The sequence below is a fragment of the Parasphingorhabdus pacifica genome (assembly GCF_054779195.1).
Window position 1 is genome coordinate 125,069 of the sequence record NZ_BAAGYS010000011.1, and the last position, 19,620, is coordinate 144,688.

Annotated in this window: 25 protein-coding genes and 3 tRNA genes; 18 read left to right on the plus strand and 10 right to left on the minus strand. The window is 67.9% G+C overall.

Features of this window, described 5'->3' with window-relative positions; all coding sequences use genetic code 11:
* Positions 1-130: 130 nt before the first annotated feature.
* Positions 131-604 carry a hypothetical protein gene (locus ACYVAN_RS17500; RefSeq protein ID WP_460960921.1) on the minus strand — a complete coding sequence of 158 codons (474 nt, stop codon included), beginning with the start codon at positions 602-604 and terminating at the stop codon, positions 131-133.
* A 376-nt stretch (positions 605-980) separates the two neighbouring features.
* Between ACYVAN_RS17500 and ACYVAN_RS17505 the strand changes: the two genes are divergently transcribed.
* On the plus strand, positions 981-1,454 hold the full coding sequence (locus tag ACYVAN_RS17505; protein WP_460960923.1) for a GNAT family N-acetyltransferase: 474 nt from the start codon (positions 981-983) through the stop codon (positions 1,452-1,454).
* A gap of 255 nt (positions 1,455-1,709) precedes the next feature.
* On the opposite strand, the gene ACYVAN_RS17510 is transcribed toward ACYVAN_RS17505, so the two are convergent.
* Positions 1,710-2,006 (minus strand): hypothetical protein, encoded by a 297-nt coding sequence (locus ACYVAN_RS17510; protein WP_460960925.1) that lies wholly within the window; start codon positions 2,004-2,006, stop codon positions 1,710-1,712.
* 288 nt (positions 2,007-2,294) lie between these two features.
* Here ACYVAN_RS17510 and ACYVAN_RS17515 point away from each other — a divergent pair, with 288 nt between their 5' ends.
* Positions 2,295-2,846, plus strand: a complete 552-nt coding sequence (locus ACYVAN_RS17515; protein WP_460961579.1) for a DUF1707 SHOCT-like domain-containing protein — start codon at positions 2,295-2,297, stop codon at positions 2,844-2,846.
* 57 nt (positions 2,847-2,903) lie between these two features.
* Here the strand turns inward: ACYVAN_RS17515 and ACYVAN_RS17520 are convergent, their stop codons facing one another.
* From ACYVAN_RS17520 to ACYVAN_RS17530, 3 genes are all read right to left on the minus strand, one after another.
* On the minus strand, positions 2,904-3,053 hold the full coding sequence (locus ACYVAN_RS17520; protein WP_460960927.1) for a hypothetical protein: 150 nt from the start codon (positions 3,051-3,053) through the stop codon (positions 2,904-2,906).
* A 362-nt stretch (positions 3,054-3,415) separates the two neighbouring features.
* Positions 3,416-3,811: a hypothetical protein gene (locus ACYVAN_RS17525; protein ID WP_460960928.1), complete on the minus strand. Its 396-nt coding sequence runs from the start codon at positions 3,809-3,811 to the stop codon at positions 3,416-3,418.
* A gap of 53 nt (positions 3,812-3,864) precedes the next feature.
* Positions 3,865-4,170, minus strand: a complete 306-nt coding sequence (locus ACYVAN_RS17530; protein ID WP_460960930.1) for a hypothetical protein — start codon at positions 4,168-4,170, stop codon at positions 3,865-3,867.
* A 120-nt stretch (positions 4,171-4,290) separates the two neighbouring features.
* On the opposite strand from ACYVAN_RS17530, the gene ACYVAN_RS17535 reads away from it, so the two are divergent.
* Together ACYVAN_RS17535 and ACYVAN_RS17540 are read left to right on the plus strand one after the other, a co-directional pair.
* Positions 4,291-5,085, plus strand: coding sequence for a VOC family protein (locus ACYVAN_RS17535; RefSeq protein WP_460960932.1), 795 nt, complete (start codon positions 4,291-4,293; stop codon positions 5,083-5,085).
* Positions 5,086-5,226: 141 nt separating this feature from the next.
* Complete coding sequence (locus ACYVAN_RS17540) at positions 5,227-5,484, plus strand: hypothetical protein (protein WP_460960934.1); 258 nt, start codon at positions 5,227-5,229, stop codon at positions 5,482-5,484.
* Here ACYVAN_RS17540 and ACYVAN_RS17545 read toward each other — a convergent pair.
* Positions 5,462-5,926 carry a TIGR03668 family PPOX class F420-dependent oxidoreductase gene (locus ACYVAN_RS17545; protein ID WP_460960936.1) on the minus strand — a complete coding sequence of 155 codons (465 nt, stop codon included), beginning with the start codon at positions 5,924-5,926 and terminating at the stop codon, positions 5,462-5,464. The two genes, ACYVAN_RS17540 and ACYVAN_RS17545, sit on opposite strands and share 23 nt — an antisense overlap.
* Before the next feature lie 28 nt (positions 5,927-5,954).
* On the opposite strand from ACYVAN_RS17545, the gene ACYVAN_RS17550 reads away from it, so the two are divergent.
* The 7 genes from ACYVAN_RS17550 to ACYVAN_RS17580 all read left to right on the plus strand — a co-directional run bounded on the left by ACYVAN_RS17550 (position 5,955) and on the right by ACYVAN_RS17580 (position 11,663).
* Positions 5,955-6,926, plus strand: a complete 972-nt coding sequence (locus tag ACYVAN_RS17550) for an alpha/beta hydrolase (protein WP_460960938.1) — start codon at positions 5,955-5,957, stop codon at positions 6,924-6,926.
* 340 nt (positions 6,927-7,266) lie between these two features.
* Positions 7,267-9,903 (plus strand): putative bifunctional diguanylate cyclase/phosphodiesterase, encoded by a 2,637-nt coding sequence (locus ACYVAN_RS17555; RefSeq protein ID WP_460960940.1) that lies wholly within the window; start codon positions 7,267-7,269, stop codon positions 9,901-9,903.
* Positions 9,904-10,129: 226 nt separating this feature from the next.
* Positions 10,130-10,202: transfer RNA gene (locus tag ACYVAN_RS17560), tRNA-Thr, on the plus strand.
* A gap of 98 nt (positions 10,203-10,300) precedes the next feature.
* Positions 10,301-10,376, plus strand: a tRNA-Met gene (locus ACYVAN_RS17565).
* 69 nt (positions 10,377-10,445) lie between these two features.
* Positions 10,446-10,610, plus strand: coding sequence for a 50S ribosomal protein L33 (gene rpmG, locus ACYVAN_RS17570; RefSeq protein ID WP_460960942.1), 165 nt, complete (start codon positions 10,446-10,448; stop codon positions 10,608-10,610).
* A 166-nt stretch (positions 10,611-10,776) separates the two neighbouring features.
* Entirely contained in the window at positions 10,777-11,238 is a 462-nt protein-coding gene (locus ACYVAN_RS17575) for an FAS1-like dehydratase domain-containing protein (RefSeq protein WP_460960944.1), read from the plus strand.
* On the plus strand, positions 11,235-11,663 hold the full coding sequence (locus ACYVAN_RS17580) for a MaoC family dehydratase (RefSeq protein WP_460960946.1): 429 nt from the start codon (positions 11,235-11,237) through the stop codon (positions 11,661-11,663). Before ACYVAN_RS17575 ends, ACYVAN_RS17580 begins: the two co-directional genes overlap by 4 nt.
* 64 nt (positions 11,664-11,727) lie before the next feature.
* Here ACYVAN_RS17580 and ACYVAN_RS17585 read toward each other — a convergent pair whose 3' ends face one another.
* A complete protein-coding gene (locus ACYVAN_RS17585) occupies positions 11,728-12,966 on the minus strand; it encodes a pyridoxal phosphate-dependent aminotransferase (protein ID WP_460960948.1) in 1,239 nt (412 codons plus the stop codon).
* Between the two features lie 416 nt (positions 12,967-13,382).
* Between ACYVAN_RS17585 and ACYVAN_RS17590 the strand changes: the two genes are divergently transcribed.
* The 5 genes from ACYVAN_RS17590 (at position 13,383) to rplA (ending at position 16,347) form a co-directional block, all read left to right on the plus strand.
* A tRNA-Trp gene (locus ACYVAN_RS17590) sits at positions 13,383-13,455 on the plus strand.
* Between the two features lie 256 nt (positions 13,456-13,711).
* Positions 13,712-13,882: a preprotein translocase subunit SecE gene (gene secE / locus ACYVAN_RS17595; protein WP_460960949.1), complete on the plus strand. Its 171-nt coding sequence runs from the start codon at positions 13,712-13,714 to the stop codon at positions 13,880-13,882.
* Positions 13,883-13,964: 82 nt separating this feature from the next.
* Positions 13,965-14,945, plus strand: a complete 981-nt coding sequence (gene nusG, locus ACYVAN_RS17600) for a transcription termination/antitermination protein NusG (protein ID WP_460960951.1) — start codon at positions 13,965-13,967, stop codon at positions 14,943-14,945.
* A gap of 155 nt (positions 14,946-15,100) precedes the next feature.
* Positions 15,101-15,535 (plus strand): 50S ribosomal protein L11, encoded by a 435-nt coding sequence (gene rplK / locus ACYVAN_RS17605; protein ID WP_460960953.1) that lies wholly within the window; start codon positions 15,101-15,103, stop codon positions 15,533-15,535.
* Positions 15,536-15,630: 95 nt separating this feature from the next.
* Entirely contained in the window at positions 15,631-16,347 is a 717-nt protein-coding gene (gene rplA, locus ACYVAN_RS17610) for a 50S ribosomal protein L1 (protein ID WP_460960955.1), read from the plus strand.
* A gap of 75 nt (positions 16,348-16,422) precedes the next feature.
* Here rplA and ACYVAN_RS17615 read toward each other — a convergent pair whose 3' ends face one another.
* On the minus strand, positions 16,423-17,214 hold the full coding sequence (locus tag ACYVAN_RS17615; protein ID WP_460960957.1) for a hypothetical protein: 792 nt from the start codon (positions 17,212-17,214) through the stop codon (positions 16,423-16,425).
* 440 nt (positions 17,215-17,654) lie between these two features.
* Between ACYVAN_RS17615 and rplJ the strand changes: the two genes are divergently transcribed.
* Complete coding sequence (gene rplJ / locus ACYVAN_RS17620; protein WP_460960959.1) at positions 17,655-18,185, plus strand: 50S ribosomal protein L10; 531 nt, start codon at positions 17,655-17,657, stop codon at positions 18,183-18,185.
* 92 nt (positions 18,186-18,277) lie between these two features.
* Positions 18,278-18,661 (plus strand): 50S ribosomal protein L7/L12, encoded by a 384-nt coding sequence (rplL, locus tag ACYVAN_RS17625; protein WP_460960961.1) that lies wholly within the window; start codon positions 18,278-18,280, stop codon positions 18,659-18,661.
* 80 nt (positions 18,662-18,741) lie between these two features.
* Here rplL and ACYVAN_RS17630 read toward each other — a convergent pair whose 3' ends face one another.
* Positions 18,742-19,248: a hypothetical protein gene (locus tag ACYVAN_RS17630; protein WP_460960962.1), complete on the minus strand. Its 507-nt coding sequence runs from the start codon at positions 19,246-19,248 to the stop codon at positions 18,742-18,744.
* Between the two features lie 55 nt (positions 19,249-19,303).
* Positions 19,304-19,522: a zinc finger protein gene (locus ACYVAN_RS17635; protein WP_460960964.1), complete on the minus strand. Its 219-nt coding sequence runs from the start codon at positions 19,520-19,522 to the stop codon at positions 19,304-19,306.
* Between the last annotated feature and the right edge of the window lie 98 nt (positions 19,523-19,620).

The window sequence follows — 19,620 nt, forward strand, 5'->3', positions numbered from 1 at the left end:
TGGGACACCGGGCGTGGCCAGGAGTCACCTGCGGGCGCAGGCAGCTCAGCCCACCGCGAGTCGCCTCTCGCCACGTCGATGACGTGTTGCTATCGGATACGCAGAGAGGACGCGTGGCGCTGCAGAAGACTCAGGTGCGCGCGATGCACACGTGCGCCAGGAGAGCCGCACCGGCGGGGCGCCAGTGCGGACGTGAGGACCATCGCCAGCAGGACGACGGGGGCCTCGGCAGCAACAGCGAAACGGCGAGCAGCCCCGTCGCCAGGACCAGCACACCCAGGGCCAGCTCGGAGAACTCGTCGTCCGCCAGTCGGTTCACCGCGACATCGGCGTAGTGGGGGCCCACGTGGCACACCGGCCCGCCATCGGCTGGGCCGTGCCCATGACCGCCGTGCTCGTGCCCGGCCTCGCCATGAGGTACGGGCGGTGTCTGAGCGGAGTGCTCTCCCAGGGAGGAAGTGCTGGCTGCGGACATGACGGCATCATGCGCTGGCAGACCGTGCGCGGGCAGCAACACGGCCTGCACGAGGAAGAGCCCCAGCAGTGCCAACGGGAGCGCACTCAGCACTCTCCAGCCGCGCTTGCGGGCAAGCATCTCCCTCACGGACGACACCCTAGCCATCACCACTCCGGCAAACGCACCTACCTTGCGGTGTCTCACAGCAGGAAACACTTTCGGTGAAACGGCCTGAGGCAGAAACAGCAGCACCCGGCTTCGGACGGCTCACTCGTGCCACCGAGCTCGGCCGGCCGCTGGCGTTTCGCGCGAGGTCCTGTTCCTCGGTGGAGCAGCGCACGTAGCCGAGGATCGTCTCGCTCACGGTCGTCGGGAGTACGACTGGCCCCGACGACTGAGAGTTTCCCGTACCAGGTAGGCGAGACGGTGCAGGTCCAGCTCAGGACGCACCCGCTGATCGCGGTGTCCGGTCGGGGGTTCTCAGCGAGTCGGGCACGCTGCCCGGGTGGGATACGGTTGTTCGGTGACGTCGCCAACGGAGCGCAGCCGTGTGGCCACGCCCGCCGACGCGGGTGAAGTCGCCGATCTGCTCGATCGCTTTCAAGTCGAGTTCGATGAGTACACGCCGGGCGCCGAGGTGCTCGCCCCGCGCATTCGCGCGCACATCGCGAGCGGGATCAGCGTGTTCGTGTTGGCCGGGCCGCCGTACGGTGGCATGGCCCAGTTGCGGTTTCGCGAGTACGTGCTCACCGGGACCCCGGTGTGCTTCCTGGAGGAGCTGTACGTGGTGCCCCATCGCCGCAGGCAGGGGCACGCCCGGATGCTGATGCGGACCGCATTGGGCATCGCTCGCGAACGCGGAGCCACGACGATGGAGCTGGGCACCGCTGCCAGCGACACCGCGGCGCGCGGGTTGTACGAGAGTCTCGGGTTCACCAATCTGGAGAAACCGGACAGACCGGAGACGCAGATGCTCTACTACGAACTCGACCTGTAACGCTCCTGCTCCGGCCTGTTCACCGCACAGGATCCCTGATGGGTGATCCGGCGTCTATTCGAGGTCAGCGATGGCTGGAGCACTACCGTGCTCTCGGGTTCCAGGCCGAAGCTCACGACACGGACCGATCTCGCCGCTGAGCACCGCCCCCTCGACGCCCGAGCCGCTACGTCTTCACCAGCAGCCGGACGAGCGACGAGGGCGTGCTCGGCGAGAACCCGGGTTCATGAGGCACCTGCGGACCGCGCGACGCGGTCAGTGTTCGTCGTAGTGCCGGTCGTGGGCCGCGTGGCGGTGCCCGTCGTGCACGTAGTCGACGTGGTCGCCGTGCGGCACGGCCACGTGGCCGCAGCCTTCGCCGTGGGCGTGTTCGTGCTGGTCGTGTGGGGTGTGCTCGCTCGGTTCGCACTCGTCGTAGTGGTCGTCGTGCGTGCGGTGCAGGTGCCCGTCGTGCACGTAGTCGACGTGGTCGCCGTGCGGCACGGCCACGTGGCCGCAGCCTTCGCCGTGGGCGTGTTCGTGGCCGGTGTGTTCCTGGTGTGCAGTAGTCATGTGAGCCGATCCTCGGGCGGGAACGTGTCCTTCCTGTCTCCGAGGCTATGCCCATATGGCTAGGTATGCATGAGTTCGGGCCGGAGTTCGTGGTCGGGCGGCGTGCACGCGCGGCCCACTCGTCTGCGTGGTCAGCGTTCGGTCTGGGTGCGCTCTTCCGCGGAACGATCCCGACGGTCGCGAAGTACCACGTATCATCATTTCGTGGAACAGCGCGATCTCCGGGTTTCGGACGTCGACCGGCAGCACACCGGTGAGCTCCTGCAGCGCGCCGTCGGTGAGTGATACATCACGCTCGCCGAGTTCGAGGAACGCACCGGTGCCGTGTTCGCCGCCAAGACCCGGGGCGACCTCGATGCCGTCGTCGCCGACATCCCCTCGGCCCGGCCGGATGCGCAGGCTGTGGAGCGAAACCCGCAGTCCGGCGAACCGGCACAGTTCCCCGCAGCCGCACGGCCCACCGCAGCCGCACAGCCCACGGAGATCCGAGGTACCGGGTCCGAGGTGAAGCGCAAGGGACAGTGGCAGGTGCCCGCTTCACTGCGGGTGCGCACCCGGCTCAGCGACACGGTGCTCGATTTCACCGAAGCCGTGTACTCGTCTCAGGTGGTCGACATCGAGCTCGACGACACCATGGGTTCGACCAAGCTGATCGTGCCGGAGCAGGCCACCCTTGACTGCAATGCACTGGAGGTGAGCTGGGGAAACCTGGACACTCGCGTGCCGACCGGGCCGCCGCGTGGCCGACCGCACTTCGTTCTGCACGGCAAGTCGAAGGGCGGGGACGTGAAGATTCGCCACCCGCGCAAAGGTTCCTGGTGGGACAAGCTGTTGGGTTGACCGTCAGCCCCCTCAGCCCCCTCAGCCCCCTCAGCCCCCTCAGCCCCCTCAGCCCCGTCAGCGGTCCCGCTCGCCGGTCGTCGTCGACAGGTGCCGGAACTCCGCGCCGTTGTGCGCCGAAAACACGGTGACCTCGTCGCCGTGCTGGGTGACGAGGTCCCGGAGCCTGCGTTGGTTCCAGCCGCGTCTGCGCTCGGTCTGGAGCATGCCTTCGAACGCGGCGAGCGCGGGCGAGCGCGGGCGACCGCGGGCGTGCCCATTCCCGTCTCGATCAGCACCAGCGTGGAATCGGTCTCGACCAGCAAGCAGTGGCAGACCATCTCGGCCCGGCGGAGCACACCGTCACGGCCGTCAACGAATCGGCCGCCGAGTGGACGCATCGTGCCGCAGTTGAGGTGGTGGACCTTCATTCGCGAATGCTCCCGTACGTCCTGTGGGCGCACGCGTGCGCGCCCCCGACCAGTTTCGCAACGCGAACCGGTCGGGCGATCGTTTTCGCGCGAATCGGGTCGGCCGGTTTCCGCGAGCCGCTCGCCCACGCGGGTCGGCTCGCGGACCGTCCGGGCGGCCTAGGAGTTCGCCTCGGAGCTGCCCGCCGACCCGTCCGACGAACCGGACGGTTCGGAGTCGTACTGGGCTGCCGCCGCGTCGTGGGACTGCGTCCAGCTGTCGCGGGCCGCCCGCATGGCTTCGGCGGTCTCGTCGAACCAGTCGCTCTGCTTGCTCTGGTGGGACAGCACCGTGGCCACCCCGGCCAGCGCGTCGGCCACCTCCATCCCGGCCCGGGAGAACGACACCACCAGCGACTCGGGCAGCTGGTGGGCGGCGGGTCCCTTCCCCGCGTCCGCCTCCTGCTGCGCCTCGGCAGCGGCGCCCCACGCGGCGCTGAGCTGGCCGAACGAATCGAGGAGATTGCGCCAGATGGTGATCTGCTCGGTGTTGGGATCCGAAGTGTGGTCCTTCATATATGCCCTCCTCGGCCGGAACTGCCCAACGGGGTTCCCGCAGTGGAGGTCGATCACGCTTCGTCGGCGTAGATCAGTTCGTCGGCTTGTTCGAGCCCTTCGGTGAGCGTGCGGCGCTCGGCGGCGGGCAGCTGGTCGGCGAAGTCCGCCCCGGCCGCTTTGACCAGCACCATCAGCTTCTTCGCGATGCCGCGCGCCTGCGTCAGCCGCACCGTCTCGCCACCCATGGCGTTGCGGGAGTCGGTGATCAGCCGCCGGTACCGGTGGTTGAGCTCGGCGTGCTCGTCGACGACGTCGAGCGCGGCGTTCATCCGGGAGAGCCGGGCCGTGTCGACCTGGACGTAGTACGGGTCCTGCACGTCCGGGAGCTTAGCGGCCACCCGTCCGGAGACCCCGCACGCCGTGCAGTGGGGCGCGGACCGGGAGACCGTAGTGGTGAGAAGTGTCACCGGGGGTGTTGGAAGAACGGGGAGGAAATGATGACCACGGGCCGGAGCTCCACGGGGTCGTCTGCGGACGAGACCCACGCGAACACCCTGTCGGCCTACGTGGTGGTGCGCGAGGCGAGCCGGGCGATCGACTGGTACGTGCGGGTGTTCGGGGCCCGGCGGCGAGGCAAGCCGTACCTGATGGACGACGGCCGGATCGGGCACGCCGAGCTGGCCATCGGTGACTCGGTGCTGATGCTGGCCGACGAGGCCCCGGAGATCGGGATGCTGAGCCCACGCAGCCGTGGTGGTGCGAGCGTGGGCTTGCACCTGCAGGTCGCCGATGTGGATTCGGTCGTGCGGGAAGCGTGCGAACAGGGTGCTGCGCAGGTGGGCGCGGTACGGGACGAGTCGTACGGCAGGGTCGCCCGGATCGATGACCCCTTCGGGCACCGCTGGTTGTTGCTGACGCCGCCCGGGCCGTTGCCGGTGGACCGGCCGCGGCGGTCGGCGCCGGGAGAGGTGTCCTACGTGACGCTCCTCGTGCGGGACGGCGAGATGGCCAAGGAGTTCTACGGCCAGGTCCTCGGCTGGCGGTTCGCGCAGGGTCCATCACCCGGCGGGTGGGAGGTCGAGAACGTCTCGCCGATGACCGGTGTGGGCCTGGCGCGGCGCAACGAGGTCGTGCTGTGCTTCCGGGTGGACGATCTCGAACGCGCGGTCCGATGCACTCGCGAGCTGGGCGGTGAGGCCGATCCGGTGCAGCGCAAGCCCTACGGTCGGCTCGTGGATTGCATGGACAACCAGGGCAAGCGTTTCTTTCTCTGGAGCGACGTGGAAACGTGATCGTCGGCGCGGCCCTTCGCGTCCGGTGCTGGTCGGCCGGGAAGCGCGGCCTCGCGGTGCTGTCCTTGCGGCCCGGATGCGGCCCGGATCCGGTACCCGAAACATCTTCGGGACGTTCTCCGAGGCGGCTAGTGTGGCTGGATGGCCATCGATCGCGCGGCTCGTGCCCGGCGCAGGCAGGCGCTGCGCGCCGTGGACGAAGCGGCTGCCCGCGAGCCCGTTTCCGCCGCAGCCTCGGCGACGCTGGAGGTGGAGGGCCTGTTCAACGCGGGCGCGCGCCATCGGCTCGACCAGATGGCGTGGGTGGCGGTCGCGAAGGAGGACGACCGCGAAGCCGGTTCCGGCCCGCTCGACCTCGACTCCGGGGTGGTCCGGATCAGTTCTCCGTTCGGTTCGTGAGCTCCCCGTCGGGCGGCGTTGCGCTCCAGCCGTTCCACCGATGCACTCGCACGATGACGAGCGTGCTGCTGGGGCGCTGCTCGAGGTACTGCGAGTACTTGGCGGCCAGGGTGTCGACGAGTTCGGGGTGATCGTCGGCGGAGCCGAGCTCGGCTCGCCCGTCGGCACGCACCCACCAGAGCTGTGACCAGTCGTCGTCGTAGTGGTCGACCAGCAGCGAGACGTTCGGGTTCGCGGTGATGTTGCGCAGCCGTTTGAGCGTTCCGGCGCGTTTGGGCTTGTGGTCGACGGCGGTGACGATCAGGTCCGATCCGGAAGGTTCCTGCTCGACGATGAACGTCACGGGAACCAGGTGGGGCCGGCCGGGCGGGGTGACCGTGGCCAGTCTGGCCACGCGGGACCGCCGGAACCAGATGCGTGCCTGCTCTTGGCCGATGTGCATCCGCTGAGTAGCTCCGTATGTTCGTGGTGTGCCTTCGCGCGCCGCGATGTCGTTCCATCCGCACGGTCCCAGCTACGAGGACTACCCGTACTGGCTGCGCTACCAACGTTATTTCCCCGGTGGCCTGCGGTCAGCCGAGACGAGTGCGCCGGAAGAGCAGTGGTGGTCGTGGCGCGGAACGCCGGTGCACGTCGATCGCTGGGCCCGCCCGCAGGCTCCCGCGAAGGTGATCGCGTTGCACGGTGCGGGCACCTACGGGCGGATGCTCGCGCCATACGGGCGACTGCCCGCGATGGCCGACCTCGAGTTCGTGGCCCCGGACCTGCCCGGCTTCGGGTTGTCCGGTTCTGAGGTCGGGGTGGGCTTCGGGGGTTGGCGCAGGTGCGTGCTCGACCTGATCGCCGCCGAGCGGTCGGCCGATGCGCGTCCGATCGTGCTGTTCGGGACGGGGTCCGGCGGGTTGTTGGCGTACGACGTGGCCGCTCGGGCTCCTGCGGCCGTTGCCGGTGTGGTGGTCACGTGCTTGGCGGACGCGCGGCGGGACGGTGTTCGGCGAGCGCTCGCGGCCAACCCGGCATTGGGGCGGTGGGCGAGTTCGCTCGCGCTGCTGCCGGGGCCGTTGCGGTCGGCGGTGCCGGTTCCGTTGCGCGGGGTGGCCAATCTCGCGGCCGCGTCGAACCACGAGCAGTTCGCGAACCTGATGTGCTCCGACCCGTTGGGGGGCGGCAGGCGGGTTCCGCTGAGCTTCGTCCGAACGTTCCTCGGGGGTGCGGCGGTGGTGGATCCGCACCGGTTCGCCGGTCCGCCACTGCTGTTGGCGCACCCGGCGGAGGACAGGTGGGTCTCGCCGTCGCTGTCCCGCGCGTTCTTCGACGCCATCCCGGGGACCGCCCGGTTCGCGTTGCTCAACGGTGCCGGGCACGTGGTGCTGGAGGAGTCGGGGCTGGCGGATCTGGACCGAGCTCTGCGGTACTTCCTGGCGGATCTGGGCCTCGGGTGACTCGTTCGCCCGACCGGCTATCGCGTTCGACACTTCGGGTAGGAGTTGGACACGTAGCGTGATCGTTACTTGGGGTTGCTGCGGGAAGGCTCACAGTCTTTCCGGCTCGATCGTCAAGCCGGATCGAGGTGACCGACGCCACGGGTTGTGGCCGCGAATCACGCAGGTCAGTGCGGATATTCGGCAGCTTTGCTCCGGTTACTACGCCGAATGCCGTGCCGCGGATTGCTCCGTGTGCCCGCAAAAGGGCCAGAACGCCCCTGGCGAAGCGTGCCCGTCGTCAGTCACGATCGGCGCGTAATCGGGTGCGACATTCGTGTTGCGAGGCAGAGGAGCGGGGATGATCGAGAGTCACCACCCCCTCGGCCGCAAGAGATCCGGGGAGACGCCCCGGCCGCCCGTTCGCGTCGAGGTCGACCCCGCGCGGCGTCGAGTGTTCACCGGATTCTCACTGTTCGTGCTCGCCACCGGACTCCTCATCTCCGTGGCGACCTCCGCGTGGCTCGATTTCGAGTACGGCCTCGACCTGCTGATCGCCGGGCCGCTGTTGGCGATCGGCTTCCTGCTCGCCGAGCAGCTGACCATCGATGTCGACGTGAAGCGGGTCGGCTGGACGATCTCGTTCACCGAGATTCCGCTGCTCCTTGGGCTGCTGACCGCCCCCTTCGAGGTGGTCCTCGCCGCGAACCTGCTCGCCGGGCTGGGTGCCCAGGTCGGCAGACGCGCCGCGACCCACGTCGTCTACAACGCCGGTGTCATGTGCTGGGAGATCGCCGTCCCGTTCGCGGTCGCCTCGGCAGTCCACCAGCTACTGGTCGACGAGGCGCCGATCTGGTTCGGGCCGGTCATCGGCACCCTGACCTCGCCGCTGCTCAGCTGTGCGTTCGCGCTCGCGGCGCTGCACGTGCTCGGCGGCGGGGTGCGGGTGTCCGCCGGTGCGCAGCTGGCGGTGCGGACGCTGGCCGTCGGTCTGCTCAACACGTCCGTGGCGCTGGTCAGCTACGAGGTGGCGATCAGCACCATGTGGGGTTGGCTGTTGGTCGCGCTGATCGCCGTGGCGGTCGCTCTGCTCTACCGCGCGTACTCCGGTCTGCTGCGCGAGCAGCGCGACCTGGAGACGCTCAGCGATGTCAGCCTCAGCGTCGCGCGGTCCGGCCAGGCTGCCGCGCGAACCCGTTCCGATTCGGATGATTCGGACGACGGTCCCTCGGTCAGCGAGTGGGAGCCGGTGGCCGAACGGATCCGTGAGCAGCTCAACGCCACCCGGGTGGTGCTGCGGCTGCGCCTGGGGCCGAGCGGTGAGGTGAGCACGCTGGTGGCGGGCGAGCCGCTGCCGGAGGCGGCGCAGAAGGCCGCGTCGACGGCGCTGCGGGATGATCCGCTGCTCCAGCTGCCCGGCAGTGACGTCCGCTCGTTCCGCACGCTGGAGGCACCCGACGAGGTGCGCAGAGCCCTGTGGCAGCGCGGAGCCTACGAATCTCTGGTGGTACCGCTCCGGGGCGCGAGCAGGTTGCTCGGGGCCGTCGAGGTGCACGACCGGGTGAGCAGGTGGCGTGGTTTCGGACGTGCGGACATCAGCCTGCTGCACACCCTCGCCAGCCACCTGGCCACCGCGATGGACAACCGGCGACTGCTCGCCCGACTGCGGCATGACGCTTATCACGATCCGCTGACCGGGCTGCTCAACCGCACCGGATTCCGGGAGATCGCCGCCGGTGAGCTCCGCAACGGCAGAACGGCGGTCGTGCTGCGGGTCGATCTGGACCTGCTCACGTCCGTCAGCGAGGCGCTCGGCTACGCGTGGGGCGATCGCATGATCGTGGCCGCGGGTGAACGGATGCGGGAGGCGTTCGGCCCGGAGGTGCCGCTGGCGCGGCTGGAGGCGAGCTCCTACGCGGTGCTGCTGCTCGACCACACCGAGGCCGAGGCGCACGAGGTCGGCGAGCGGGTCGGCGGGCTGATCGGCGAGTCGTACCCGCTGGATCGACTGGTGATGGAAGCCAGCGGGGTCGCGGGGTTCGCGTCGTCATCCCCGATCGACGCGGAGACCGAGACGGATGTGGACACGTTGCTCCAGCACGCCGACGTCGCCGTGCGCGCGGCGCGCAACGGCAAGGATCGGGTGCGCGGTTACGCCCCGGCGATGGGCCAGGTCTTCCTGCGGCGGTTCCAACTGGTGACCCAGTTCCGGCATGCGCTGGATTCGGGTCAGGTCGAGGTGCATTACCAGCCGAAGGTGGCGTTGCCCGCACGTCAGGTGGTGGGCGCCGAGGCGTTGGTGCGCTGGTGGCATCCCGAGTACGGCCGGCTCGATCCGGACGAGTTCGTGCCGGTGGTCGAGGCGACGGGGCTGGTCGACGCGTTGACGTCGTTCGTCATGGAACGCGCGCTGGTCAAGGTGCGGGAGTGGCTGGATCAGGGCCTGCGGATGTCCGTGGCGGTGAACCTGTCGGTGCGCAACCTCGCCGACGAGACGTTCCCGGACCGGGTCGCCGAGGCGCTGGCCCGGCACGACATCGCTCCCGAGCTGCTGACCTTCGAGTTGACCGAGTCCAGCGTGATGGAGGAGCCGGAACGCTCGATGCCGGTGCTGCGCAGGCTGCACGCGATGGGCGTCGTCCTCGCGGTCGACGACTTCGGCACGGGCTACTCGTCGCTGGCGTACCTGCGGCAGTTGCCGGTGGACGAGGTCAAGATCGACAAAAGTTTCGTGCTCGGCATGGGAACGGACCTCAGCGACATGGCCGTGGTGCGGTCGATCGTGGAGCTCGGGCACTCGCTGGATCTGATCGTGGTCGCCGAGGGCGTCGAGGACGATGCCGCGCGGGACCAGCTGGTGACCATGGGCTGCGACGTCGCCCAGGGCTACCTCATCACCCGCCCGCTGCCGGAGGACCGGCTGGAAGCGTGGTTGCAGGCGCGGACCGTCCGGAGAAGCGGTTCTCGGTCCGAGACGGTGCTCACCCTCGTCCACTGATTTTCGCGTTCGGCACTCGCCCCGACGCGGGATTGTGTGTTCGCGGTCACCTGTTCGCGGGCGCAGCCGACGATTTCCACGTTTCGGCTCGGCCACTCCGGTGCGGGCCGTTCGTGGGGGAATTGGCGCTGATTCCCCGTTGACCTGCGGGTTTTTCGGTTCGGGGACCCCCCTGTTCGAGGCCTTCCGTGGGGTGTGTAAAGTTTTAATCGCTCCGCAAGGGCACGCCCCAATAGCTCAGTCGGTAGAGCGTCGCCATGGTAAGGCGAAGGTCTACGGTTCGATTCCGTATTGGGGCTCGAAAGACAGCCGCGGTGCTCGGTAGAATGAGTACCGTGGCTGTTTTGCGTGGGATTTCCTTGATCGCTGGCGTTGATCGGCGAACGGGTCCTAGCGCGGCGGTGTAGCTCAGTCGGTAGAGCAAGCGGCTCATAATCGCTGTGTCGTCGGTTCAAGTCCGGCCACCGCTACCATCCACACATCGGTTCGCCAGTTTGCTTGGTGAGCCGTTCCGTGACCCCGCGAGAGAGAAAGGCACCCCCGTGGCCGCCACCGATGTCCGCCCGAAGATCACGCTGGCGTGCGAGGAGTGCAAGAACCGCAACTACATCACCAACAAGAACCGGCGTAACAACCCGGACCGCTTGGCGATGAAGAAGTTCTGCATGAACTGCGGCACGCACCGAGTGCACAAGGAGACCCGCTGAGCTTCAGCGGCTCGCTCGCCGAAACACGAAAGCCCGCCCGGCAATAGCCGAGGCGGGTTTTCGCATGTCGGGCCCCCGACCCGCTCGGGCTGCCGCCGGCTGCTCTGCCGAAGCGCGTCCGCCATCCCGAGGTCCGGGCACGATCGGCTCCGGTAATGTCCCCGATGTGACGCTCGATCTGTCGTTCATCGGACGCAAGTACCCACCTACGGCAACCTACGAGGTGGGCCGGGAGAAGATCGCGGAATTCGCCGCGGCGATCAAGGACGATTCGCCGGTGTTCCGCGACGCCGAGGCCGCCGTCGCCGCCGGCCATCCGGACGTGATCGCGCCGCCGACGTTCGCGGTGATCCTCTCGATGCGCGCCCACGACGTGATCGTGGACGACCCGGATCTCGGCTTGGACTACAGCAGGGTGGTGCACGGTCACCAGGAGTTCAGCCACCACCGCCCGATCCGCGCTGGTGACCGGCTGACCACGGTGGTGCACGTGGACGACATCAAGGCTCGCGCGGGCAACGAGTTCCTCACGGTGCGGGCCGAGATCGGCACCGTCGACGGGGAGCCGGTGTGCACGGCCAAGTCGATGCTGGTGGTCCGCGGCGCGGAGGAAGGTGAACAGGCGTGAGGCTTCGATTCTCCGACGTTTCCGAGGGCGACCGGCTGCCGGAGAGCAGTGTCCCGGTGACGCGCGCGGACCTGGTGCGCTACGCGGGCGCATCCGGTGATTTCAACCCGATCCACTGGAACGAGCGGTTCGCGACCGAGGTCGGTCTGCCCGATGTGATCGCGCACGGGATGTTCACGATGGCGCTGGCCGGTCGCGTGGTCGGTGATTGGGCCGGTGACCCCGCCGCACTGGTGCACTACGGCGTGCGGTTCACCCGGCCGGTCGTCGTCCCGGACGACGGCGTGGGGGCTGTTGTGGTGTTCGGTGGCAAGGTCGCCGCGAAGAACGACGACGGCACCGTGCGGGTGACCCTCACGGCCCGCAGCGAGGGCCAGGGCGTGCTCGGGGGCGCGACCGCCACGGTGCGCCTCGCCGACGGCTGAGACACCGGTGGGGCCTGCTCTCGCGAGAGCAGGCCCCACTCGTGCGTTCGTCGTGCCGGGTCGGTTACTTCGCTTCTCCGAGCAGGTCGGCCATCCGGCGGACTCCCTCGGCCAGGTCCTCGTCGCCGAGGGCGTAGGACATCCGGAAGTAGCCGGGGGTGCCGAACGCCTCGCCGGGGACGACGGCCACCTCGGCCTGTTCCAGGACGAGCGAGGCGAGTTCGACGCTGGTCTGCGGCCGGGTGCCGCGGATCTCCTTGCCCAGCAGTTCCTTCACCGACGGGTAGGCGTAGAACGCGCCTTGCGGTTCGGGGCAGCTCACGCCGGGGATCGCCGAGAGCATCTCGACGATCGTGCGACGGCGCCGGTCGAAGGCCGTGCGCATCTCGACGACCGCGTCGAGCGAGCCGCTGACGGCCGCCAGCGCGGCGCGCTGGGAGACGTTGGAAACGTTGGACGACAGGTGCGACTGCAGGTTGGTCGCGGCCTTGATGACGTCCTGCGGCCCGATCATCCAGCCGACGCGCCAGCCGGTCATGGCGTAGGTCTTGGCGACCCCGTTGAGCACGACGCAGTTGTCGGCCAGTTCGGGCACCACGGCGGGCATGGAGACGTTCTCGGCGTCGCCGTAGACGAGGTGCTCGTAGATCTCGTCGGTGATCACCCAGATGCCGTTCTCGACGGCCCAGCGCCCGATCGCCTCGATCCGCTCGGGCGGGTAGACCGCCCCGGTGGGGTTCGACGGCGAGTTGAACAGCAGAACCTTGGTGCGCGGGGTGCGCGCGGCTTCGAGCTGTTCGACGTCGGTCAGGAAGCCGGTGCTGTCGTCGGTCGGGACGACTACCGGAACACCGTCGGCCAGCGTGATCGCTTCGGGGTAGGTCGTCCAGTACGGAGCGGGCAGCAGGACTTCGTCGCCCGGGTCCAGCAGCGTGGCGAATGCCTGGTAAACGGCTTGCTTGCCGCCGTTGGTCACCAGGATCTGGTTGGCGTCGACGTTGTAGCCGGAATCGCGGGCGGTCTTGGCCACCAGCGCTTCGCGCAGTTCCGGAAGCCCGGCGGCGGGGCTGTAGCGGTGGTTGCGCGGATCGGAGCAGGCGTCGATCGCGGCGTCCACGATCGGCTGCGGAGTGGGGAAGTCGGGCTCACCGGCACCGAAACCGATCACCGGGCGGCCGGCTGCTTTCAGCGCCTTGGCCTTGGAGTCGACCGCCAGGGTGGCGGATTCGCTGATCCCGCCGATGCGTGCGGAGACCCGCGGCTTACCGGTCGTGTTCTCGGATTGCGTCTCAGGTGCGGCCATGCTTTTCATCCTTGCAGAGGCGTCGCCGGGTGGACACGCTCCCCACGCACGCTCGGCCGGGTGTTATCGCGTGGGACGGGATCGCGGGAGGGTGTTCCGGCGGTGGCGGGCACCTGCTGCGGTGGTGCTCGCGCTTCCACCGCGCGGGCGACCCGCGGGCGACCCGGTGGCGCTGCGTGGAACTCGGCGTACGGGGCGTGTTCGGGCCGGTGGTTGGCGGATCTTGGACACGAGGGGGATGCGGTTGGAGCTTGGTCATCTTCGTGTCGTACACTTTCGGTCTTGGGTGCCAGTTCCGATGCCTGGCCGAGTTGTGCGGGGCCAGACCGACCCGGTTTTCGAAGGGTGGTCCGGTCTGCACAGGGCGGCAAGGTAGGGTGAAAGGCGTCCGAAGCGCGGTCGGTTTTCGGCCGTGAAGGGGTGTAGCTCAATTGGCAGAGCACCGGTCTCCAAAACCGGCGGTTGCAGGTTCGAGTCCTGTCACCCCTGCGTCGATGCAGACGGTTGAGCGGAGGATGGCGTGAGCGACGACCGCGACCAGGGACCGGATGAGGAGCGGGACGCTTCTCAACCGTCCGGCGCCGCCGCGCGGCGCGAGCGTCGTTCCTCTGACCGTCCGTCCACTCGAAAGGGTGGCCGCGATAGCGAGTCGGGGTCCGGCTCAACGCGTACAACTGAGTCAAAGGGTCGACCCACTCCCTCACGGGACGGTCGGCAGGGTCGGGTTTCGCCGTTCCGCAAGATCGTGCGCTTCCTGCGAGAGGTCGTCGCCGAGCTGCGCAAGGTCATCTGGCCGACGCGCAAGTCGTTGGTGACCTACACGCTGGTTGTACTGGTGTTCGTCACGATCATGGTGTCGTTCATCGCGGGCGTGGATCTGCTCTTCGCGAAGGGCGTGCTCTGGTTGTTCGGCTGAGCACCCCGTTCCCGCGCGATGGAGCGGGGCGGTGGATGCCATCGATCCGGCACGCAACGCACGAGAGGAAGCGAGACCGACTGTGACCTCCTACGAGGGCCAGGAGTTGACCGGCTTGTCCGAAGAGCAGGTGGACACGAAGGCCGAGGAGTCCGCCGAGGTGTCGTCCACCGGATCGGGCGAGGGCGCCGACGTCGCCAGCGCCGAGTTGAACGGTAGTGCCGACTCCGCGGGCATCGACTCCGGTGAGGGCACCGGTTCGAACGCCGACGACGCGGGCGCCGACGACACGAACGCTCAGGACGAGAGCGCGGACGACGCGAACGCCGAGGATGCCGAGGACCACTCGGGGAACGGCGACGCGACCGACTCGACTTCCCAGGGCGAGGCCGCCCAGGGTGAGGCAGCCGAGAGCGGAGCCGCCGAGAGCGCGGAAGAAGAGGCCGAGGAGACCGACCCGGTCGAGGAGCTGCGCACCGCGCTGCGCCGCGCGCCCGGTGAGTGGTACGTCGTGCACTCCTACGCGGGCTACGAGAACAAGGTCAAGACCAACCTGGAGACCCGAGCCCAGACGCTGGACGTCGAGGACTACATCTTCCAGGTCGAGGTTCCGACCGAGGAAGTGACCGAGATCAAGAACGGCCAGCGTAAGCTGGTGCAGCGCAAGGTCCTTCCTGGCTACATCCTGGTGCGGATGGAGCTCAACGATCCTTCCTGGAGCGCTGTTCGCAACACTCCGGGTGTGACCGGGTTCATCGGCGCGACTTCGCGTCCGTCGCCGCTGAGCATCGACGAGGTGCTCAAGTTCCTCGCGCCGCAGGTGGAGAAGGAGAAGAAGCCGGAGACGGGCAAGAAGGCCGCCGAGCCTGCCGCCCAGAAGTCTTCGGTGGAGGTCGACTTCGAGGTGGGCGAGTCCATCACGGTGATGGACGGTCCGTTCGCCACGCTGCCGGCGACGATCAGCGAGGTCAACGCCGACGCGCAGAAGCTGAAGGTGCTGGTGTCGATCTTCGGCCGGGAGACGCCGGTCGAGCTGTCGTTCAACCAGGTTTCCAAGATCTGACCGGCTCCCTCAAGCGGAGCGCGGCGGCTGCGGGAGTGCCTGGCAGGACCTCTCGCAGGAGCAGGCGAAGCCACCGTGTCGTGGTATCGCCAGCAGATTCGGCGGACGATCGTCCTGGCCGATTAACCGGATAGCGACACACACAGGAAGCAAACATGCCGCCCAAGAAGAAGAAACTTTCAGCGATCATCAAGCTGCAGATCTCGGCGGGCCAGGCCAACCCGGCTCCGCCGGTCGGTCCGGCGCTGGGTCAGCACGGCGTCAACATCATGGAGTTCTGCAAGGCATACAACGCCGCCACCGAGAACCAGCGTGGCGACGTCGTGCCGGTCGAGATCTCCGTGTTCGAGGACCGGTCCTTCAACTTCAAGTTGAAGACCCCGCCGGCCGCGAAGCTGCTGCTGAAGGCAGCCGGTGTCCAGAAGGGCAGCGGTGAGCCGCACAAGACCAAGGTCGGCAAGGTCTCGATCGACCAGATTCGCGAGATCGCGCAGGCCAAGATGGTCGACCTCAACGCGAACTCCATGGACCAGGCCGAGAAGATCATCTCCGGCACGGCGCGCTCGATGGGGCTCAAGGTCGAAGGCTGACGTGGGCTTCGCCCGCGAGTAAAAAGCTTGAAGCAAGAGTGGGAGGGCTCCAGCGCGGCCCCGACCACAACTGATCCATTCGGATAGGGACAGACATGGCAAAGCGCAGCAAGGCATATCTGCAGGCCGCCGAGCTGGTCGACCAGACGCGTTTGTACACGCCGCTGGAGGCCGCGGGGCTGGCTCAGAAAACCTCTCGGACCAACATGGACCCGACCGTCGAGGTCGCGGTTCGGTTGGGTGTGGACCCCCGCAAGGCCGACCAGATGGTCCGCGGCACCGTGAACCTGCCGCACGGTACTGGTAAGACCGCACGCGTCATCGTGTTCGCCACTGGTGACAAGGCCGCTGAGGCCGAGGCCGCCGGTGCGGACGCGGTTGGGTCGGAAGACCTGATCGAGCGTATCCAGGGCGGCTGGCTCGATTTCGACGCGGCGATCGCGACCCCGGACCAGATGGCCAAGGTCGGTAAGATCGCGCGGGTCCTCGGCCCGCGTGGCCTGATGCCGAACCCGAAGACCGGCACCGTCACCCCGAACGTCACGAAGGCGGTCGCGGACATCAAGGGCGGTAAGATCAGCTTCCGGGTCGACAAGCAGTCCAACCTGCACTTCGTCATCGGCAAGGCTTCGTTCGACACCGAGAAGCTGGTGGAGAACTACGCGGCGGCTCTCGACGAGGTTCTGCGTGCCAAGCCGGCGACGTCGAAGGGCCGTTACCTGAAGAAGGTCACCTTCACCACGACGATGGGCCCGGGCATCCCGGTGGACTCCACTCGTACCCGCAACCTCACCGAGGCTGCGACTGCCTGATTTCGCAGGCGATGCTCGTGAAGCGGACCGATCCCGATTGGGGTCGGTCCGCTTTTCGTTCGGCGGGGTGGTGCTTCAGCACTTCGGGGCTTCGTAGTTCTCGATGATCCAACCGCCGTCTGCGCCTCTGCCCAGTTGGAAGCGTCCGAGCGGCGGTCCGCCCTGAATGTCGGCGGCGCACGAGTCGACGATGACTTTGTCCGGGGTTTCCTGGAGGGCGTCCGGGCCGAATCCGGGGCTGGCGTATCCGCCGGGGTCGGTCACGTCTTCGTTCGCCTGCCGGGCCGCGGCGTCGCAGCTGGGTGTGCCGTAGGCGTAGGCGAAGGCGGCTTTGCCGCTGTCGTCGAACAGCGCGCAGGTCGTTTCGGGCTTGTGCGCGATGTAGTTGTAGACGGCCCGGATGGCGGCCTTGGGGTTGGTGGCCGTGATGGGCGTGGCTTGTGGTGGCGAACCCCCGGTTCCGTTGTTTCCGCTTCCGCCGTCGCTGCTGCCGAAGTAGTACCCGATCGCCCAGTTGATCAACAGCATGATGAGCAGCAGGTAGAGCACGCGACGCACGAATTTGAAGCGCAGCAGTCGCAGCAGCCGTTTCCACCAGGGGGTGTGGCCGCGCGGGTTCGTGCCGCTGGTGCCTTCGGGTGGGAGGTCGCCGCCCGCTTGGCCGCGCTGCCATTCCTGGAACTTCTGGAATTCGAGGAACTGCTGGTACTGGCGGAAGGATTCGTCGTCCTGCGGGCTGGACCGGGGCCGGGAGGGTTCGTCGGTCACCTCGTCGACGACCTCGGCGTCGATGATCTCGGGCTGTTGGTCCCGCCTGCTGATTTCGTCCGGCGATCGGTCGTGGTGCGGGGGTTTCGGGTCGGCCACGTGAATCATGATGCCGTGTGTGGCAAGGCGAGGGGCTGCCCGGTGAAGTTGGTCCGCGCGGTCGGGGTGCGCGGACCGGATCACGGGCAAGCGACGGGGCGCACCGGTGCCGGTGGGGCGTTCGCCGGCTCGTCGCCGGGCCGCGTGCCTGAGGGTAGGGGTTGGTGGAACGTCCGAGGTGGGATGCCGTATGCTTGTCGTAGTTCCACCCAAGACCGCTGGTCTTCTCTCCATGTTGCGGTTGTTTCGCGACGGCGATGCGGAGAGAGCGAAGGTCCCGTGAGATGCGGGCGGCCCGCGCAGGAGGACGAGGCAGTTCCAGCGTGTCCGCACGCCCAGATCTTCGACGCCCCGTGCCTTGCTGCGCTGGGGCGTTTTTGTCGTCTCGGGGACTTTGCTGACCGGCTTCTCCAGTCGCGAAGCAGAAGAGAGGAGGCGACATGGCCAAGCCCGAGAAGATTGATGCGGTCAGCGAAATCGCTGAGCGTTTCAACGACGCGACCGCGGCGGTGATTACCGAGTACCGCGGCTTGTCGATGGCACAGCTCGTCGAGTTGCGTCGAGCCCTCGGCGAGGACACGACCTACCGTGTCGCGAAGAACACGCTGGTGAAGCGTGCTGCGGAGCAGTCCGGTGTCGAGGGCCTCGATGACTTGTTCGTCGGCCCGACCGCGATCGCCTTCATCGATGGCGAGCCGGTGGACGCGGCGAAGGCTCTGAAGGAATTCACCAAGACCAACAACGCTCTGGTGATCAAGGGCGGCTACATGGATGGCCGTCCGATCTCGGTTTCCGAGGTCGAGGCGATCGCCGATCTCGACTCGCGCGAGGCCACGCTGGGCAAGTTGGCTGGTGCCATGAAGGCCAAGCTGTCCGAGACCGCTTCCTTGTTCGCCGCTCCGGCGTCGCAGGTTGCTCGGATGACGTCCGCCCTGAAGGACAAGAAGGAGGGCGGCGAGTCCGACTCCTGAGTCCGGTTTTCGGATTCCGGTGTTGGTTTCGGCCGACCCAACCCACAGGTATCGCCGGTTGCGGCCGGCACTGATTCGAAAGGAACGCCGCCATGGCGAAGCTGAGCAACGAAGAGCTGTTGGACGTCTTCAAGGAGATGACCCTCCTCGAGCTGTCGGAGTTCGTGAAGGAATTCGAGGAGACCTTCGACGTCACGGCCGCCGCCCCGGTCGCGGCTGCTGCTGCCCCGGCCGCCGCTGCCGCGGAGGAAGTCGAGGAGCAGGACGAGTTCGACGTCATCCTGGACGACCCGGGCGAGAAGAAGATCAACGTCATTAAGGTCGTCCGTGAGGTCGTCTCCGGCCTGGGCCTCAAGGAGGCCAAGGAGATGGTCGAGGGCGCGCCGAAGCCGATCCTGGAGAAGGTCGACAAGGAGAAGGCCGACGACGCCAAGGCCAAGCTGGAGGAGTCCGGCGCCAAGATCTCCCTCAAGTGATCTTGCGCTGCTGACCGCAGCTTTTCCGCGTGAAGGCGGGCATCCCCGATGGGGGTGCCCGCCTTCTGCGTTTTGCGGGGTTATGCGGCTGCGCAACTGATCGGGGTGAGGCGGAGGTCGATTTCGGCCGGTAGCCCGTAGAGGTCGGGTTCGACGAGCCGGTGCCGACCGGTGTGCTGGTCTTCTTCGTGGGTTCCGGCGGTGCGGAGCGGGCTCGGGATGCGGAGTTCGGGGCGCCGCGACGATCCGGGGTAGTCGGCGGTTGGCTCCGCCTGGTGCGCGATCTGCGGGGTGTCGGGCCAGTCTTCTTCGGGCCAGACGATGTCGTCGTCGGGCTCGGACGCCACGTACAGGCGTGGCTCGTAGCGGTGTGGTTGGTCGCGGCGTGGCTCGTGGCGGTGTGGAGCGTTGCGGATGGTGTCGCGGAGTCGCCAGACGTCGACCGCGCCGGGCCCGGCATCCGCGTGCTGACCGGTTCCGGTGCGCAGCGGGAGCGTCGCGGTGGCGAGGGTGAGGGCGGCGAGCACGCCGAAGGTCATGGCGATGTCGCCGGGGTAGCTGATCAGGCCGATGATGTTGGTGAGCATGCTGGCTCCGGGGCGGGGTGGGTACGTGGGCTGGTATGTGCGAGCTGGGCGCGGGTTAGCCGCGTTCGGCGTCGAGCTTTTTGGCCGCTGCCATGCATTCCGGGCAGGTGGGCGCGAGCCAGTCCACTGCGGACGGATCGGTGAGGGTGGCGTCGACGCCGCAGAGGGTGCGGCGCTGCTGGCCGGGATGCGGGCGCGGCGTGGGGTGGATGGCGTGCCGTTGTTCCTGCAACGGCCGCCAGAACACGACCGGACCTCGGACCACTTCGAACACGGCACCTCCAGGGATCGATCCAGACGGGGAAGGCGGTGGTCCCGGCCGGGGGACGGGGAGATCGGAAGCCGGGACCACCGCAGTGGTCAATTTAGGAT